The 16,218-nt window shown below is 64.6% G+C and carries 12 protein-coding genes; 7 read left to right on the top strand and 5 right to left on the bottom strand.

Annotation, left to right across the window (positions count from 1 at the left end; genetic code table 11):
* Positions 1 to 9: 9 nt before the first annotated feature.
* Positions 10 to 1,428 carry a CCA tRNA nucleotidyltransferase gene (locus tag GBB18_RS05475; RefSeq protein WP_151641005.1) on the bottom strand — a complete coding sequence of 473 codons (1,419 nt, stop codon included), beginning with the start codon at positions 1,426 to 1,428 and terminating at the stop codon, positions 10 to 12.
* A 122-nt stretch (positions 1,429 to 1,550) separates the two neighbouring features.
* Here GBB18_RS05475 and GBB18_RS05480 point away from each other — a divergent pair, with 122 nt between their 5' ends.
* The 7 genes from GBB18_RS05480 (at position 1,551) to GBB18_RS05510 (ending at position 12,570) form a co-directional block, all read left to right on the top strand.
* On the top strand, positions 1,551 to 2,579 hold the full coding sequence (locus GBB18_RS05480; protein WP_151641006.1) for an NUDIX hydrolase: 1,029 nt from the start codon (positions 1,551 to 1,553) through the stop codon (positions 2,577 to 2,579).
* Positions 2,576 to 5,311: a hypothetical protein gene (locus tag GBB18_RS05485; RefSeq protein WP_151641007.1), complete on the top strand. Its 2,736-nt coding sequence runs from the start codon at positions 2,576 to 2,578 to the stop codon at positions 5,309 to 5,311. Before GBB18_RS05480 ends, GBB18_RS05485 begins: the two co-directional genes overlap by 4 nt.
* A gap of 21 nt (positions 5,312 to 5,332) precedes the next feature.
* The gene (murJ, locus tag GBB18_RS05490) at positions 5,333 to 8,842 is read left to right on the top strand and encodes a murein biosynthesis integral membrane protein MurJ (protein ID WP_151641008.1); all 3,510 of its coding nucleotides are present in this window, start codon (positions 5,333 to 5,335) and stop codon (positions 8,840 to 8,842) included.
* A 210-nt stretch (positions 8,843 to 9,052) separates the two neighbouring features.
* Complete coding sequence (locus GBB18_RS05495; protein WP_225990246.1) at positions 9,053 to 9,688, top strand: sigma-70 family RNA polymerase sigma factor; 636 nt, start codon at positions 9,053 to 9,055, stop codon at positions 9,686 to 9,688.
* Between the two features lie 236 nt (positions 9,689 to 9,924).
* Complete coding sequence (gene trxB / locus GBB18_RS05500; RefSeq protein ID WP_151549751.1) at positions 9,925 to 10,866, top strand: thioredoxin-disulfide reductase; 942 nt, start codon at positions 9,925 to 9,927, stop codon at positions 10,864 to 10,866.
* 35 nt (positions 10,867 to 10,901) lie between these two features.
* The gene (trxA, locus tag GBB18_RS05505) at positions 10,902 to 11,225 is read left to right on the top strand and encodes a thioredoxin (protein ID WP_151549752.1); all 324 of its coding nucleotides are present in this window, start codon (positions 10,902 to 10,904) and stop codon (positions 11,223 to 11,225) included.
* Positions 11,226 to 11,385: 160 nt separating this feature from the next.
* Positions 11,386 to 12,570 carry an N-acetylmuramoyl-L-alanine amidase gene (locus GBB18_RS05510; protein ID WP_151549753.1) on the top strand — a complete coding sequence of 395 codons (1,185 nt, stop codon included), beginning with the start codon at positions 11,386 to 11,388 and terminating at the stop codon, positions 12,568 to 12,570.
* A gap of 12 nt (positions 12,571 to 12,582) precedes the next feature.
* Here the strand turns inward: GBB18_RS05510 and GBB18_RS05515 are convergent, their stop codons facing one another.
* From GBB18_RS05515 to rsmG, 4 genes are all read right to left on the bottom strand, one after another.
* Positions 12,583 to 13,188 carry a hypothetical protein gene (locus GBB18_RS05515; protein WP_151641009.1) on the bottom strand — a complete coding sequence of 202 codons (606 nt, stop codon included), beginning with the start codon at positions 13,186 to 13,188 and terminating at the stop codon, positions 12,583 to 12,585.
* A gap of 31 nt (positions 13,189 to 13,219) precedes the next feature.
* Complete coding sequence (locus GBB18_RS05520) at positions 13,220 to 14,314, bottom strand: ParB/RepB/Spo0J family partition protein (protein ID WP_151641010.1); 1,095 nt, start codon at positions 14,312 to 14,314, stop codon at positions 13,220 to 13,222.
* A 115-nt stretch (positions 14,315 to 14,429) separates the two neighbouring features.
* Positions 14,430 to 15,362, bottom strand: a complete 933-nt coding sequence (locus GBB18_RS05525) for a ParA family protein (protein ID WP_151549756.1) — start codon at positions 15,360 to 15,362, stop codon at positions 14,430 to 14,432.
* Positions 15,363 to 15,540: 178 nt separating this feature from the next.
* Entirely contained in the window at positions 15,541 to 16,176 is a 636-nt protein-coding gene (gene rsmG / locus GBB18_RS05530) for a 16S rRNA (guanine(527)-N(7))-methyltransferase RsmG (protein ID WP_225979238.1), read from the bottom strand.
* Positions 16,177 to 16,218 lie beyond the last annotated feature (42 nt).

Here is a 16,218-nt window from a genome sequence, read left to right on the forward strand (position 1 = left end):
GTGTGTCCTTTAGTTCTGTTCCTGCCACCACGAGCGTAGTGCCGCGATGGCGTCGTCGCGCTCCATCGGGCCCTGATCCAATCGGAGCTCCTTCAAGTATGACCACGCACGGCCCACCTCGGGTCCGGGCGGGAGCTCGAGAATCTCCATGATGTCGTTGCCGTTGAGATCCGGGCGGACGGCGGCCAGGTTTTCCTTCTCGGCGAGATCAGCGATGCGCTGTTCCAGCTCATCATAGGCCCGCTTGAGCCGCTGGGACTTGCGCTTATTGCGGGTGGTGCAATCCGAGCGCACCAGCTTATTGAGCTGCGGCAGCAGTTCACCGGCGTCATTGGCATAGCGACGCACCCCGGAGTCGGACCACGGCGCATCGCTGTAGCCATAGAAGCGCATGTGCAAAAACACCAGCTGCGATACGTCCTTGACCACCTGCTTGGGATACTTCAGGGCGCGCAGGCGCTGGCGCACCATCTTCGCTCCCACGACCTCGTGCTGGTGGAAGCTCACGGCACCGCCCTCGTGGAACTCGCGGGTCGCGGGCTTGCCGATATCGTGCATGAGCGCCGCCCAGCGCAGCACTAGGTCGGGGCCGTCATCGCCCTCGTGCTCTGTGACATTACGCAGTACCCGCTTCGAGTGGACGTAGACGTCCTTGTGCTGTTTGTGCTCGTCCTGGGTAAGACGCAGCGCGGGAACCTCGGGGAGCACATGATCGGCCAGTCCGCTCTCGACCATCACGTCGATACCGGCCCATGGGGCGCGGCCGAGCATGAGTTTGCTCATCTCCATCTGCACCCGCTCGGCGGTGATGCGCGTAATTTCGCCGCTCATCTCCGTCATCGCCTGCTGTACTCGCGGCGCCACCGTGCACTCCAGCTGGGAGACGAAACGGGCGGCACGCAGCATACGCAGCGGATCATCGTGGAAGGACTGCTCTGGGGTGGCTGGGGTATCGAGCAGCCCCGCCTGGAGGTCGCTCAACCCCTCCATGGGGTCGTGCAGCTCCACGTCCCCCCCGGGGGTGATGCGCACGGCCATGGCATTGACCTTAAAGTCGCGGCGCACCAGATCGCCCTCGAGGCTATCGCCGAAGCGCACCTCCGGGTTGCGGGAGCTGCCATCGTAAGTATCACTACGGAAGGTAGTGATCTCGATCTGCGCGTCGTCTTTCTCTGCAGACACGGTGCCGAATTCGATACCGGTGTCCCATACCGCCGGGGCATAGGACTGCAGTATCTGCATGATCAGCTCCGGGCGCGCCGAGGTGGTGAAGTCATAGTCCATGCCACCGCGGTCGAGAAAAGCGTCACGAACACTGCCGCCTACGAGGTAGAGCGGGTGCTGGTGAGCGTCGAAAAGCGCTGCAAGATCTGCGAATCTGTGGCCAATTTCGCGCAGCCGGTTAAATCCCGGCAGTGCATCGGACATGAATCTCCTCCGATTCCTTGCACAGTGCGGCGACCCCCTCCTGGCGTCACCGTATGTGTGTAATGAGTCTACTCGTGATGTCGAAGTACCAACCGGCGGCTGGTCACGATACGATCAAGGGAATGAGTACCACGAGCAGCAACGCCGAAAATTCGGCGCAGCGAACAAGCGAGTCTAGCAGCACTGCAGGCTCCGGTTCCAGCGGAAACACGAGCCCCAGCACGACGAGGGGCCGGTCTCGTGGTGCCTCCACCCGTCGATCGCGGCGCCGCACCCACACCCCAGCGCACACCCCGCCCCCTGCCGATGCAGGTAGCGAGGCTAACTCCGAGGCTTCCGGTTCCTCGCGTTCGAATTCTGCGCGCTCCGGCTCGGAGGGCGGGCGGCGACGCCGGCGCCAGCGCGGCGGCCGTGGGGGACGGCAGAATGCCCACCGCAGCTCCCGCCCCCACACCTCGGAGAACGAGGGCGAGGCATCCACCCAGTCCGGCGAGGGCTCCTCGCGGCGACGGCGCGGCACGTCCGCCAAGCGCGGGGGGCGCGGTGGCGCGCAGGGCCAGAAGAAGCAGAAGCGGGGCAAAAACCAGCGCCCGCAGAATGCGCACCGCCCGCGTCGCGGCGATAAGGGCCGAGGCGGACAGCACTCCATGCCCACCTCTATTGAAACCTCGGCGGGCGGCTTGGTGGCCTCCGGTCTGGCGGAGGCCGTGGATGAGAACGGCGCAGTGGATCTGTCCCGTATCTATGTGGCGTTGATTGGCCGCGTGGATCGCCGCGGCCGTCTGTTGTGGTCGATGCCGAAGGGCCATGTGGAAAATGGCGAGGCCCATACCGCCACTGCGGAACGCGAGGTGTGGGAGGAAACCGGCATCAAGGGCGAGGTTTTGGGCGAGCTAGGGGTGATTGATTATTGGTTTGTCTCCGATGGCACGCGCATCCATAAGACGGTGCACCATCATCTTTTGGCCTATCTGGACGGGGATTTAAACGATGATGACCCCGAGGTCACCGAGGTATCGTGGGTACCAGCGAATTCTCTGATCGAACGCTTGGCCTATGCCGATGAGCGCAAGTTGGCGCGCACGGCCCATTCTCTGATGCGGGAATGCGCGGTGCGCATGCACGCCGAGGGAAGGACAACACCACGGTGAGTCGTACGCGTCGTCTAGCCGCGTCTGTGGTGGCAGCAGCGGTGGCCGCCACGACGCCGCCCGCCCTTGCCCCGCAGGCTGCGGCTTTTCCGGTGGTGCTCGACCCGAGCGATCCCCAGGTAGCGCAACAATGGGTCAATCCCTATATTCGCGCCGAGGATAAGGCCTCGCCGCTGCGGGTGGAGATCTCCCCGCTGGAGCAGTCCCATTGGGATCCCACGCGCCCTTTTCGGGTGCGGGTGAGCATCACCAATACCGCGGATACCTCGATCTCGGACGTCTCGCTCACGCTCTATCGAGGAGACGCCACGACTGACCCCGAGCACGCCGCCACCATGATGACGGTGGGCCTTGAGGCCTATCCTTATTCCCTCACCGGGGAGGAGGATCTGCGCATCGACGCCGGCGAGAAGCGCGAACTCACGCTCACCGTCACCCCGGGCGCCAGCGCGGATCGGATCCGGCCCGGCGTCTATCCCTTCCTGATCTGGGTGGGGGCCACGGGGCCAGCGGGGGCGAGTTCCACCACGGAACGTTTTCTTGTGCCCACCGATCCGCTCAGCCCTGCCTCGGCGCTTGTCGACGCCGCCCCGCAGGAACAGTCTCCTCCTGATGCAGAGGAGCCGGCCCCGCCGAGTGGCCTGACCATGCTGCTGCCGATTACCGCCTCCACAGACATCACCCCGGGCGAAACGGGGGAGGCTCCCGCCCAGCCGACCTTGTATCTGCGTGATGATGAGCTAGCCTCCACGATCGTCTCGGGTGGGCGCCTCGATCAGCTCCTCGATACCTATATCGAGCGCACCTCGAACAATGCGGCGCTGCAGGATGCCACCTGCCTGGCGGTGGATCCGCAGCTGCTCGCCGCGGTGGATCGCATGAGCGATGGGTATCGCGTCTCCGATAGCAGGCCCTCTCCGGTGGCGCCGGCGGCGCGGCTGCGGGACCGTTGGGATACCCCCTCCGAGGAGAGCCTGTCTGCAGCGGGTTCGAGCCCCGTGGTGGCGGGGGAGTGGATCGCGAAGCTCCACCGCGCCGCCGAGAATCACTGCGTGGTGGCGCTGCCCTGGGCGAATGCCGACCTCAATGCGGTGGCGTCCACCGGTAATCAGTGGCTGGCCCGCGAGGCCGTCACCCGCGGCCGGCTGACGGTGGAGGAGATCCTCGACCGGCCGGTAACTAGCTCGGTGGTGATCCCCACTGCCGGCTATATGACGGATCGCGCCGAGAGCGTGATCCACACCGCCTCCTCAGGACTCACTCCCGACGAGGCGTGGGTGCGGCAGCGGCGGCAGGGCGGCCAGCAGAATGTCTATGACGAAGCCCCAGATGTGCTCACCCAAGACGAGGCCCCGCAGGAAGAGCAGGTCCCCGATCCCACTCTGGGCCGCGCCGAGGTGCTGCTCGCAGATTCCACCGCGGCACCCGCGGGGGAGCGGATCCATCCGGTGGGCTATAACTCTGGCCTGGCCACGCTCGTGGCGCGTATGGGCAGCGCCCCAGTTACCACGGCCTATTCGGATCCGCGCTACCGCTTCGATTACACCCTGGACTCCACCCCAGCCCGCCGCCAGAGCGCCGCGGCCGCCCTCGAGCTCGCCGCAATGAACGCCTATCAGGCGGGAGAGCCGCTGCTGGTGCTCCCTCCGGCGCAGTTGAGCAGCAATGATGCCGATAGCCTCTTGGATAGCGCCCAGTTTGTGCTCAATGCGCGGATCAGCGCGCCCATGGCTATCACGGACTATCTGGCTACCGCCGCCGCCCCGACCGGGGCACGGGAGGTGGTGGATCCGGCGGCAATGAGCGACCGCGAGATCATCACCACCAGCCAGCAGCTGCGCTATACCGACGAGGTCACTCGCCTCATGGTGCGCGATCCCAATATCGCGCTCACCCCCTATGGTTTTTCTGCGCCGCTACGCCAAGGCATTCTGCGCGCCTTGAGCCGCACCGAACGCGATACTCTGCGCCGCCATACCGCCGCCACCGAGCGCGCAGATCGCGGCATCACGGGCAACCGGGCGATGCTCATGGAATTGCGCGATGCCGTGGCCCTGCTGCCACCGGGCAACGTCTACACCCGCACCAGCAACTCCTCGCCGCTGTTGATCGTGGCCCGCAATGGCCTGCCGCTGCCGGTGGATTCCCATATCGGCTATTCCGCTCCAGAGAATGTGAGATTAGAGCTGCCCACGCAGCTGCGCATCCCCGCCAAGGGTTCCATCACCACGGAACTGACGGCCATGATCCCCGACGATGACCAGCGCACGGATCTCGAACTCTTCCTGCTCACCCCCACTGACACCTTGATCAGTAATCCCGTCGATATCTCGGTGCAGACCCGCGGCACCACCATCAACCGCTGGCTCGCTGGGGTGCTCTTGGTGATGCTCGTGGGGCTGATAGCGCTGCGCACGAATAAGCGTCGCCGCGCCCGATCGGCGCGCCAGCCGCGTACCGCGGCGGCGCGGGCCATGGCCCGCGCTGAGGCCGCCAGCACCGACAACCAGCAGCGCCACCACCGCAGGGACGTGGATAGGCGGGGCCGCCAGGAGGCGGCGCGACGCACCCAGCATCTGCCGCGTCATCATGCTCACCACCACCCAGGGCCGAGTCCCGGGGATGACCCGCCTGGGCCACCCCGCAGCAGACAACGCAGACCGAGACGAACCCCGCCGCCGAGAACACCGGGGGATGAGAGCCGCTCCTCGCGCCGATCGAGGGACAGCTAGAAGACGAAACGTGGTTGAGAAGTGACAGACAAGCACACGCCAGCAGCGGGCCAGCGGCCCGGCTTACGCGGCCGCATCGTACCGCCGGCGCCGCCCGCGCCGCTCCCCGAATCCAGACCTAGCGTTCAGGAAAAGCGGAAGCAGCGGCTGGAGAGCCAGCACAGCGATCACTCGCAGCTGGCCGCCGAACCGGCCCAGGCGCTCTATGAGGCGCAGCAGGAGCCCGTCACCGCGGCCGGAACGTCCTCCCCGGTGGCCACCAAGGAGGAGGAGCAGGGAACCACCAGCGACTCCGATGTGGTGCGCGCCGGTGGCTCCATGGCCATTGCCACCCTGATTAGCCGTATCACCGGCTTTCTCCGCAACCTCGCCATCGGCGCCACCCTCGGCTCGGCGGTGGGCTCGGCCTTCACCGTGGCCAATACGCTGCCCAATCTCGTTACCGAGATTGTGCTCGGCGCCGTGCTCACCTCCTTGGTGGTGCCGGTGCTGGTGCGCGCCGAGAAGGAAGATCCGGATAGGGGAGCGGCCTTCATTCGGCGGCTGTTCACCCTGGCGCTGACACTGCTCATCGTCGTCACCACGCTCGCGGTGCTCACCGCGCCCTTGCTGACGCGACTCACCATTGACGATGAGGGCAAGGTCAATATCATTCAGGCCACCTCTTTCGCCTATTTGGTGCTGCCACAGATTCTCTTCTACGGCATCTTCTCGCTGTTCATGGCGGTGCTCAACACCAAGGGCGTGTTTCGTCCAGGGGCGTGGGCGCCGGTGTGGAACAACGTGGTGTGTCTGGCCACCTTCGCCCTCTACTGGATGGTGCCGGGGGCGCTGGATCCCGCCGAACAGGCCTCGGTGACAGACCCGCACGTGCTGCTGCTGGGTCTGGGCACCACCATGGGTGTGGTGGTGCAGGCGCTACTGCTGGTACCGCCGCTGCGGAAAAAGGGCATCGATCTGCGCCCGCTCTGGGGCATCGATGATCGGCTCAAAGAGTTCGCTGGGATGGCCATCGCCATCGTTATCTATGTGGCCATTTCGCAGCTGGGCTACATCGTGACCACCCGCATCGCCTCCAATGCCGATGCCCGCGCCCCGCTGATTTATCAGCAGGCCTGGCTGCTGCTGCAGGTGCCCTATGGCGTCATCGGTGTCACCCTCTTGACCGCTATCATGCCGCGGCTGTCGCGCAACGCCGCCGAGGGCGATGATCAGGCCGTGGTGCGGGATCTCACGTGGGCCTCCAAGCTCACCTTCGCCGCCTTGATCCCGGTGATCGTGTTCTTCATGGCCTTTGGCACCAACATCGCCAATGCGCTCTTCGCTTATGGCCAATTCACTCCCTCCGAGGCCGATATCTTGGGTTGGACCCTGAGCTTCTCAGCCTTTACCCTCATTCCCTACGCCTTGGTGCTGCTGCACCTGCGCGTGTTCTATGCCCGCGAGGAGGCGTGGACGCCCACCTTCATCATCGCAGGTATCACCACGGTGAAGATCCTGCTCTCGGCGGCCGCCCCCTTTGTGGCTACCTCCTCCTCGCGCGTGGTGATTCTGCTCGGCGCCGCCAATGGCTTTGGTTTTGTCAGCGGCGCGGTGATCGGTGTGTTCCTCCTGCGCCGCAAACTGGGATCGCTGCGCGGCAAGGAAATCATCACCTCCACCTTGTGGGTGATTGGCGCCTCGCTGGTGGGCGCCGGCGTGGGCCTCGTTATGGACTGGCTGCTGCAGCTGACCTTCTTCGGCGCGGCCTCCTCGGTGGTGATCATGCTACGCACCGCGATCACCGGCACCGTATTCCTCATCGTCACCGCCATCGTGCTCTCCCGCTCGGGACTGCCCGAGGTCAGTGCCTTCGCCCGCCAGCTCAGCCGGGTGCCGGTGCTCAACCGCATGCTCCGCGCCCCGCAGGCGGACGAGGAGGACTCGGCGAACGAGGGGCTGCCCGCCGCCACCACCGCCGAGCTATCCACCCAGCTGGTCACCGTGGAGCCCTTTACTGCCTCCCCGGTGCCGCCGCCGATGTCGGCCGGCGAGGTGCGCATCCCGCGCCTGGTCCCGGGTGCCGCTGTGGCCAATGGCCGCTACCGCCTCCTGCGGGATTATGGTCGCGTCCCGGGCGCTCGCTTCTGGCACGCCCGCGATCAACGCACCGGCCAGCAGGTGGCGCTCGTGTTCGTGGACACCCAAGGCATGCAGATCCCCGCGGCTCCTGTCAGCCCCGCCACGGCCGCCCAGCGCGCCGCTGAGATCACCCGCACCACCCGTGCCCTCGCGGAGCTCAACCATCCGGCGATCGCCGATAATATCCACGTGTTGCCCTATCGCGCGGGCTGCCTCGTGGTGGCGGACTGGGTGGAGGGCACCGCCTTGAACTCGCTCACCATCGGCGCCCAGTCCGGCTCTCAGCGCCAGCGTTTCACCGGCGCCAATCCGCGCGCGGTGGCCTATGCCATGAGTTCGCTTCTCGACGCCGCCGCCACGGCCGAGGAGACCGGTATCTCGCTTGGCTTCGACCACTTTGATCGCATCCGTGTAAACACCGATGGCCGGGCCGTGCTCGCCTTCCCAGCGGTGTTGGAGAGCAACGATTATGCCCAAGATCTGCGCTATATTGCCAAGGCCGTGGAGCAGCTCGTGGAGGATGAGGGCGCCGGCCGGGATCTGAAGTATCTCACCTCTCAGCTCTATGATGCCGACACGGTGAACCCCCGGGTGATGGCCGCTGACCTTTACGAGTTCGGTATGGGCTCGGATCATCCCGAACACTACCTCGAGGTGGCCGCGGATGCCGCGCCCGATCCCACCTCCTCGCCGGGCTTCGGCTCCAAGGGATATACCCGCGCCGGCCTCACCCTGGTCTCTATCGCCACGGTGGGCTTGGTGGTGCTGGTGGCGGCCTCCAGCGTCTATCTGCTCGGCATTGTCGGCGGCAACCGCGCCGATAGCCCAGTGAACTCGGACTCCATTTCTGGCGCACCGGAGAAGGTGCTCAAAGCCACCAAGGTGAAGCTCACCCGCGCCGAGGAATGGGAGCCAGGCGATCCCGCCACCCGCCCCGCCGAGTGGCCGGATAATCCGCAGCTGGCGGAGCTGGTGATCGACGGCGATGTGTCCACCCGCTGGCGCACCGATGATTATCGCGCCCAGTTTGGCGAGCGCGAGGAGATCAAAAATGGGGTGGGCTTAAAGATCGACTTCGCCCAGCCGGCCTCCCCGGCGGAGGTGGAGTTCCTCGCCGAGACCGGTGGCACCACCGTGAGCATCCTGGGATTCACCGCGGACTCCGATGAGGTGGACTCCCGCGATCAGCTCACCGAACTCGGCCGCGCGGTGCTGCGCACGGGCTCCACGGTGGTGACGCTCCCGAAGCTCACAACGAACGAGGATCCCACCTATTATCGCGGCATGGTGGTGTGGATCGAGCGGCTACCGATGCCCTCGGGCAGCGCGCAGTCTCCGAAGCCCGCAGATATCCAGGAAATCCGCGTCAAGGGGATCGTGGATACCGTGAAGGAGAAAAGTGCAGAGTAGCGTCGTCACGCAGCGGTACAGGCTAGCCTTAGCCCAAGATATGACCCTCTAGCTCAGCTCTATCCCCCTATATAGGTCCGGTGCACACCGTGATGTGCACCGGACCTTTTGCTTAGCTATCTATTTTTCGCACACTACATCTGCGCGCAGCACCGCGCGCTAAGAATCTAACCGCTTCTACTGTTCATCGTTCATCTGGGGGAGAAGATCATGAACACACCGATGCCAACCGATATTCAGTCCACACATCGCACACGGGGGGAGAGCGGCCGCGCCGACGTGGAGCTGGTGAGCCAGCATCTGGCCGGGGATGAGAAGGCTTTTCGCCGCATCGTGCGACAGCACCACACCACGCTCTTTCTCACCGCCCGCCGCTATAGCCGCACCGAGCACGACGCCTGGGATATCGTCCAAGAAGCCTTGCTCAAGGCCTCGCAGCGGATGCACACCTTTCGCGCCGAGGCCACCCTGTCCACCTGGCTGCACAAGCTGGTGTCGAATACCGGCTATGACTTCACCAATCGGCGCCCACACCAGCGCCACGAGCTGGCGGTGATGGACGATGACACCCATTCCCGTGCCATTGCCTACCAGCACAGCCACGATCCCTTCATCAGCGAGCTCTCGCGACTGGCGCTGCAGGCGATCATGCGGACGCTCTCCCCAGAACAGCGGGAGGCGCTCTATCTCATCGATATCGCCGGCTACACCGTGGAGTGGGTGGCCGAGTACCAGGGCGTAGCCGTGGGCACGGTGAAATCGCGGCGGGCACGGGCCCGCACCAAGCTGCAGCAGCTCTACAGCGACCCGGCAGAGATCGCGGATCTGCTCGCTGGGGCGAACTAGCCGCCGCAAGGCTTATCGACGCCACCTCGCCGCCATACCGGCGCGCGGGAATGCTCGACACCGGCACGGTGTTATACCAAGGCACGAGCGGGACGCCCCGCGTACTGAAGCCTTTCCCACCGGTTGGGTAGGGTGGCAGAGGTAGACACTGACGCGCAGCTAGGGCCGCTCGATCGGCGGCCACCGCTGCCGCAGACTTTAGCCGCAGAATCACACAGTAAAGGACGCATCTCACAGTGAGCGACACGATCCACGACGTCATCATCATCGGTTCCGGCCCGGCAGGCTATACCGCCGCCATCTATGCCGCACGCGCCGAGCTCAAGCCACTGGTCTTTGAGGGCTATGAGTACGGCGGCTCGTTGATGACCACCACCGAGGTGGAAAATTTCCCCGGCTTCGCCGAGGGCATCATGGGGCCTGAGTTGATGGAGCAGATGCGCTCCCAGGCAGAGCGCTTCGGCGCTGATCTGCGCATGGAGATGGTGGATTCGGCAGATCTCAGCGGTGAGGTGAAGATCGTGCGCGTCGGTGAAGAGGAGTTTCGGGCCCGCAGCGTGATCTTGGCGATGGGTTCCGCTCCACGCTATGTGGGCGTGCCCGGGGAGAAGGAGCTGCTGGGGCGCGGTGTCTCCGCCTGCGCCACCTGCGATGGGTTCTTCTTCAAGGACGCCGAGATTGCCGTTGTGGGCGGCGGCGACTCCGCTATGGAGGAGGCCACCTTCCTCACCACCTTCGCCTCCAAGGTCACCATCATCCACCGCCGCGAGGAGTTCCGCGCCTCCAAGATCATGCTGGAGCGCGCCAAGAATAACGAGAAGATCGAGTTCATGGTGAACAAGGTGGTCGAGGAGGTGCGCGGCGAGTCCAAGGTGTCTTCGCTGCTGCTGCGAGATACCGTCACCGGTGAAACCTCCGAGCTGGCGGTGGCCGCGATGTTCGTGGCCATTGGCGCCGATCCGCGCTCGGATATTGCCGCTGGTCAGGTGGAACTCACCGACACCAAACACGTGCGCGTTCAGGAGCCCTCCACCCGCACCAGCGTGCCCGGGGTCTTCGCCGTCGGCGACCTCGTAGATAATCACTACCAGCAGGCCATCACCGCCGCCGGCACCGGCTGCCGCGCCGCCATCGACGCCCAGCACTATCTGGGCGAACTGGAAGACACGCTGCACTAAACCCCGCCCTTCATTCATTCTCCAAGGAGACCCCCATGTCTGAGATCATCAACCTCACCAGCGATACGTTTAAGTCCACCGTGATCGAGTCCGAGAAACCGGTCTTGGTGGATTTCTGGGCCGAATGGTGCGGCCCCTGCAAGAAGCTCGCGCCTGTGATCGAGCAGGTTGCCGAGGAGGTCGGCGATACTGCGGTAGTGGCCAAGGTGGATGTGGATGCAGAGCGCAGCTTGGGCGCGATGTTTCAGATTATGTCCATTCCCACCGTTTTGATCTTCCAAGGCGGAGAGAAGGTCGCTGAGTACACGGGCGTGCGACCGAAGCGCGAATACGTGGAAAAACTTGCGTCACTTGCGTAACTGGTAAGGTTAAAACGACAGCGTGAAAGTGCCTTTCTCAGCAACTTTCGTTTAGCGGGCCGCCCGCGCCTAGAATAGTGACACGCTGAGATATCAGGTGTCGTGCTGCGCACTAGAAAAGCCGCGCAGCGCGGCTGCAATCAATGTAGAAGGGACCTCGGTGGTGGACGTGTTGCGGGTTGGTGACCGTAGCCCGCGCGTAGCGGAAGTACGGAAGAGCCTTGCTCGTCTTGGGCTGCTTTCCGTCGACGAATCCGCAGACGGATCTTCCGATGACTTCGATAGCTATGCAGCAACCGACACGCTATTCGATACCGCTCTTGCCGAGGTCGTTCGCGGCTTCCAACAATCCCGCGGCATCATCGCTGATGGCTTTATCGGTGAAATCACGCTCCGTGCCCTCCGCGAGGCCTCCTATACCTTGGGAGCCCGCGTGCTGCAGTACCAGCCGAATAACACCTTGGTGGGAGATGACGTGGTGCAGCTGCAGACCCAGCTCCAGGAACTCGGCTTCTACACCGACCGCATCGACGGCCGCTATGGGCCCAACTCCTTTGATGCGGTGAAAAACTACCAGCTCAACTACGGTCTGGAGACCGATGGCATCTGCGGGCCCAAGACCATCAAGGCGCTCAGCCGACTAGGACTACGCATCACGGGCGGCTGCCCGCAGGCGATCCGCGAGGATGAGCAGATTCGCCGTGCAGGGCCACGTCTCGCCGGCAAGCGGGTCGTGATCGACCCGGGCCTCGGCGGCAAGGACCAGGGCATGACGGTCGTGGGCACCTATGGTGCCATCACGGAGGAGGAAATCCTCTGGGATATCGCCACCCGCCTCGAGGGCCGCATGATCGCCGCCGGTATGGAGACCATCTTGTCCCGCCCACGCGGGGATAACTCCTCCGCGGAGTCCCGCGCCGATGTGGCCAACGCCTTTGGTGCGGATCTCATGATCTGCCTCCAAGCCGATCGCTACAAGAATGACAAAGCCTCCGGTGTGGCCACGTTCTACTTCGGCTCCGCCCTCGGCTCCTCCTCGCTGACAGGGGAGAAGCTCTCCGGCTTCATCCAGCGAGAGATCGTTGCCCGCACCCAGATGATCAACTGCGGTAATCACGGCCGCACCTGGGAGCTGCTGCGCCTGACCCAGATGCCCACCGTGGAGGTCGTCACCGGCTATCTCACCAACGATGCGGACGTGGCGAAGCTGACCGACCCGATGGTGCGCGATGATATCGCCGAGGCCATCGTGGTGGCCGTTAAGCGCCTCTACCTCATGGATGCCGATGATCAGCCCACCGGCACCTACAATTTCGCGGAACTGCTCGAGCAGGAAAACTGCTAAGCCGATACCTTCCTAGCAGCGTAGCTCCGCGCTGAGGGTGTCCATGGCCGCCGCCGCCAGCACTGAGGAGTCTGGCGGCAATGTTATTTCTAGCCGGGGCACCACAGGGTGCTCGCGCACCACCTCAAAGCCCGCGGCCCGCAGCTCTTCTTCGCTCATCAAACCGATACGCTCGGGCACCCAGTCCAGTTCCTCTCGGCCGCTGACGCGCCAGCCGAAGGCCTGCACTGTCTCTATGCCGTGGCGGCTGAGGTGCATGAGGGCGGCGTCGATAAGCACCGGCGCAGTGCCCAGCTGTGGGGTACGAAATAAGGAGCTGAGCAGCATGGCGCGGCGGGGGACCGGGCCGCTGGGGAGGCGGGAGACGCCGCCGGCGAGCGCGGGCGGGCAGAAGAGGATGGTGCCGAGAGTCTCTGTGGGGGTAATGAGGTTGAAGCCGCACACCCCGAGGGTGGTGGCGGCATGAACGATCCACGCCTCTTTTTCTAAGGCGCTATCGCGGATGAGGGCCTCATCGGCGGCCGCAACTTCCCAGAAGATGCTGCGGCGCGCCTGCGGGTGCACATGCTTCAGGCCACGCGGATCGAGCCGCAGCAGCTGGATGTGATCGGCGCCCATTGTGATCCCCGGCCGGTAGCGTGCACCTGGATTAGCGCTCGAGGAGCTCGACGATACGCTCGAAATCCTCGCGGCCCGCGAACTCCACGATGATCTTGCCCTTCTTCTTCCCAGCCTGCACGGTCACCTTGGTGTCCAAGCTATCGGCTAGGGATTCGGCCGCGTGAGTGAGGTATTCCGGCTGCGGGGCCTTCTCGCGGGGCGCGGGCTTATCCGCATTCCCACCGCGGTTCAGCAGGGTGACGGCCTCTTCGGTGGCGCGCACACTCAAGCCCTCGGCCACGATCCGCTTGGCGAGCTTTTCTTGGGCCTCTTCGCCCACCTTCACGCCCAGCAGAGCGCGGGCATGGCCCGCGCTCAGCACCCCGGCAGCCACCGTGCGCTGCACCGACACAGGCAGGGCGAGCAGCCGGATCATATTGGTAATCACCGGCCGAGAGCGGCCCAGCTTATCGGCCAGTTCCGCTTGGGTGACACCGAACTCCTCCAGCAGCTGCTGATAGGCGGCGGCTTCTTCCAGCGGGTTGAGCTGCACGCGGTGGATATTTTCCAGCAGCGCATCGCGCAGCATCGTGGAATCCTCGGTCTCGCGGACGATCGCGGGGATTTCCTGCATGCCGGCCTTGGTGGCCGCGCGCCAGCGGCGCTCGCCCATGATGAGCTCATAGCCCTCGGCTACCTCGCGCACCACGATGGGCTGCATGAGGCCAAACTCCTTGATGGAGTGGGTGAGTTCGGCCATGGCCTGCTCATCAAAGACCTCGCGGGGCTGCTTCTCATTGGGCTCGATCAGCCCAATGGGGATCTCCCGGTACGTCGCACCCATCGGGGTGGAGTAGTCCTCGTGGATATTCTCGGGGCGGCTGCGCTGCACGCCTTTCTGGCTGCGCTGGCGACCCTGGCCGGTGCCGCCCTGCGCCACGCCCTGGGAATGGCCCTGGGAATGGCCCTGGGAACCGCCCTGATTGCCGCGTGCGCCCTGGTTGCCGGCCGCCCCGCGCTCGCGAGAGGACTCGCCCAGAACGATGCTCGCGGCATTATTGCCCAGCCGCGGCTTGGCGGAGCCATCGGGGATCAGGGCCGCGAGACCGCGGCCGAGACCGCCTTTACGAGTTTCATTCGCCATGGTTGCTCAACATCCTTCGTTTGCGTTCCGCGTGGGCGCTGCAGGGGCGCTTAAGCGCCTGCGATCGAGACGATCGCCCCGCTCGCTCCCAGTATCTTTCCTGGGCATGTTTCCGTCAATCCTCATCGCCGGATGGGGCTTGGCCAATAGGGGAGGACTCCTCGGTGGCGGGGTAGTCGCCCCGATTATTCAGCTCCCGTGCCGCATCCAGATAGGCCATAGCGCCGCGCGAGCCGGGATCATATTCCAGCACTGTCTGGCTATAGCCTGGCGCCTCGGAGACCTTCACGCTGCGCGGGATCACCGTGTTGAGCACGACCTCGCCGAAGTGATTGCGCACCTCGCTGCTGACCTGCTCGGCCAGCTTGGTGCGGCCGTCATACATGGTGAGCAGGATGGCGGAGATATGCAGATCGGGGTTGAGGTGGGTGCTGATCATGGAGATGTTATTGAGCAGCTGGCCCACGCCCTCCAGCGCGTAGTACTCGCACTGAATCGGAATGATCACCTCGTTGACGGCGGTCATGGCGTTAATCGTGAGCAAGCCCAGCGAGGGCGGGCAGTCGATGAGTACATAGTCCAAATCGTGCTCGGCGAGGAAGTCCTCATTAATGGCATCTGCCAGGCGATATTCGCGGCGCACCATGGACACCAGCTCGATCTCCGAACCCGCCAGATCGATCGTGGCGGGAATGCAGAAGAGATTCTCCGAGAAGTCACAGCTCTGCATCGCTTCCTCGGCGGTAGTTTCGCCGAGGAGCAGCTCATAGCTGGAGACGGTGCCGGCGCGATGCTCCACGCCGAGCGCGGTGGAGGCATTGCCCTGCGGGTCGAGGTCAATCACCAGCACTCGGAGCCCGCAAATCGCGAGACCCGCGGCAAGATTGACGGAACTGGTGGTCTTACCCACCCCGCCCTTTTGATTCGCAATCGTCACGATGCGCGGCCGCTCGGGTCGAGGCAGCTTCAGCGCATTCGGGGTGCGCACCTGCGCCGCCCGCTGTGCCGCAGCGGCAATGGGTGTGTCGTCCCACGTAGTTTCATGCATGCTCGCTGATCTATCCCCTCTATGGCTGGCCTATGAGACTACCGCGTGCGCTGCCCGGAGCATGGCCATCATGCTTAATCGACGCCACCCTCTTGGCGCACACACCTAGGCCTCTAGCCTAGTGCCTCACTGTGTCACCAACCAATGGGGTAAGAGGCCGACGCACCCACACCAACTTCTAGCGGCGGCGCGGGATACTGATCACCGTGGTGGGCTGCTCCAGCACACCCTCACCGACGGTCATGATTGTGCCCAATCCGCCGCCGGCCTTGGCGATAGTGGCGTGATCGCGTTCCCATTCTTCGTGCACACTCGAGCCTTTGAGGGCAATCATTTTCCCATTCGGGCGCACCAGCGGCATACACCACCGGGCGAGCTTGCCCAAGGGGGCCACCGCCCGCGAGGTCACCACATCAAAGCGGCCAACCTCAGCGCGCACGGTCTTTTCTTCGGCGCGGCCGCGCACGACCGTGACGTTCTCCAATTCCAGCTCCTCGACCACTTCCCGCAGATAAGTGGAGCGCTTGAGCAGCGGCTCAATGAGGGTGATGGAGAGATCGGGGCGGGCGATGGCCACCGGAATGCCGGGCAGGCCCGCACCGGAGCCGATATCGGCCACGCGACGCGCATCGGCCGGGATGGCTTCGGTGACCACCGCGCAGTTGAGGATATGCCGCTCCCAAAGCCGGGGGATCTCGCGGGGGCCGATGAAGCCGCGCTGGGTGCCGGTGGTGGCGAGCGAGGCGTGATAGCGCACAGCGAGATCGAGACGCTCGCCAAAGACGGCAGCCGCGCTCGCAGGCGGCGGAGCCATCTCTGTATTCAGCTCGCCCTCCGACTCTGGTTTCACGTGAAA

Source organism: Corynebacterium sp. 11A (assembly GCF_008930935.1).
In the GTDB taxonomy this organism is placed as follows: Bacteria; Actinomycetota; Actinomycetes; order Mycobacteriales; family Mycobacteriaceae; genus Corynebacterium; species Corynebacterium megadyptis.

Bases quoted from the DNA above. Each gene is read 5' to 3' on its own strand.
- GBB18_RS05475 (WP_151641005.1), bottom strand. From the start codon at position 1,428: ATGTCCGATGCACTGCCGGGATTTAACCGGCTGCGCGAAATTGGCCAC.
- GBB18_RS05480 (WP_151641006.1), top strand. From the start codon at position 1,551: ATGAGTACCACGAGCAGCAACGCCGAAAATTCGGCGCAGCGAACAAGC.
- GBB18_RS05495 (WP_225990246.1), top strand. From the start codon at position 9,053: ATGAACACACCGATGCCAACCGATATTCAGTCCACACATCGCACACGG.
- trxA (WP_151549752.1), top strand. From the start codon at position 10,902: ATGTCTGAGATCATCAACCTCACCAGCGATACGTTTAAGTCCACCGTG.
- GBB18_RS05515 (WP_151641009.1), bottom strand. From the start codon at position 13,188: ATGGGCGCCGATCACATCCAGCTGCTGCGGCTCGATCCGCGTGGCCTG.
- GBB18_RS05520 (WP_151641010.1), bottom strand. From the start codon at position 14,314: ATGGCGAATGAAACTCGTAAAGGCGGTCTCGGCCGCGGTCTCGCGGCC.
- GBB18_RS05525 (WP_151549756.1), bottom strand. From the start codon at position 15,362: ATGCATGAAACTACGTGGGACGACACACCCATTGCCGCTGCGGCACAG.
- rsmG (WP_225979238.1), bottom strand. From the start codon at position 16,176: ATGGCTCCGCCGCCTGCGAGCGCGGCTGCCGTCTTTGGCGAGCGTCTC.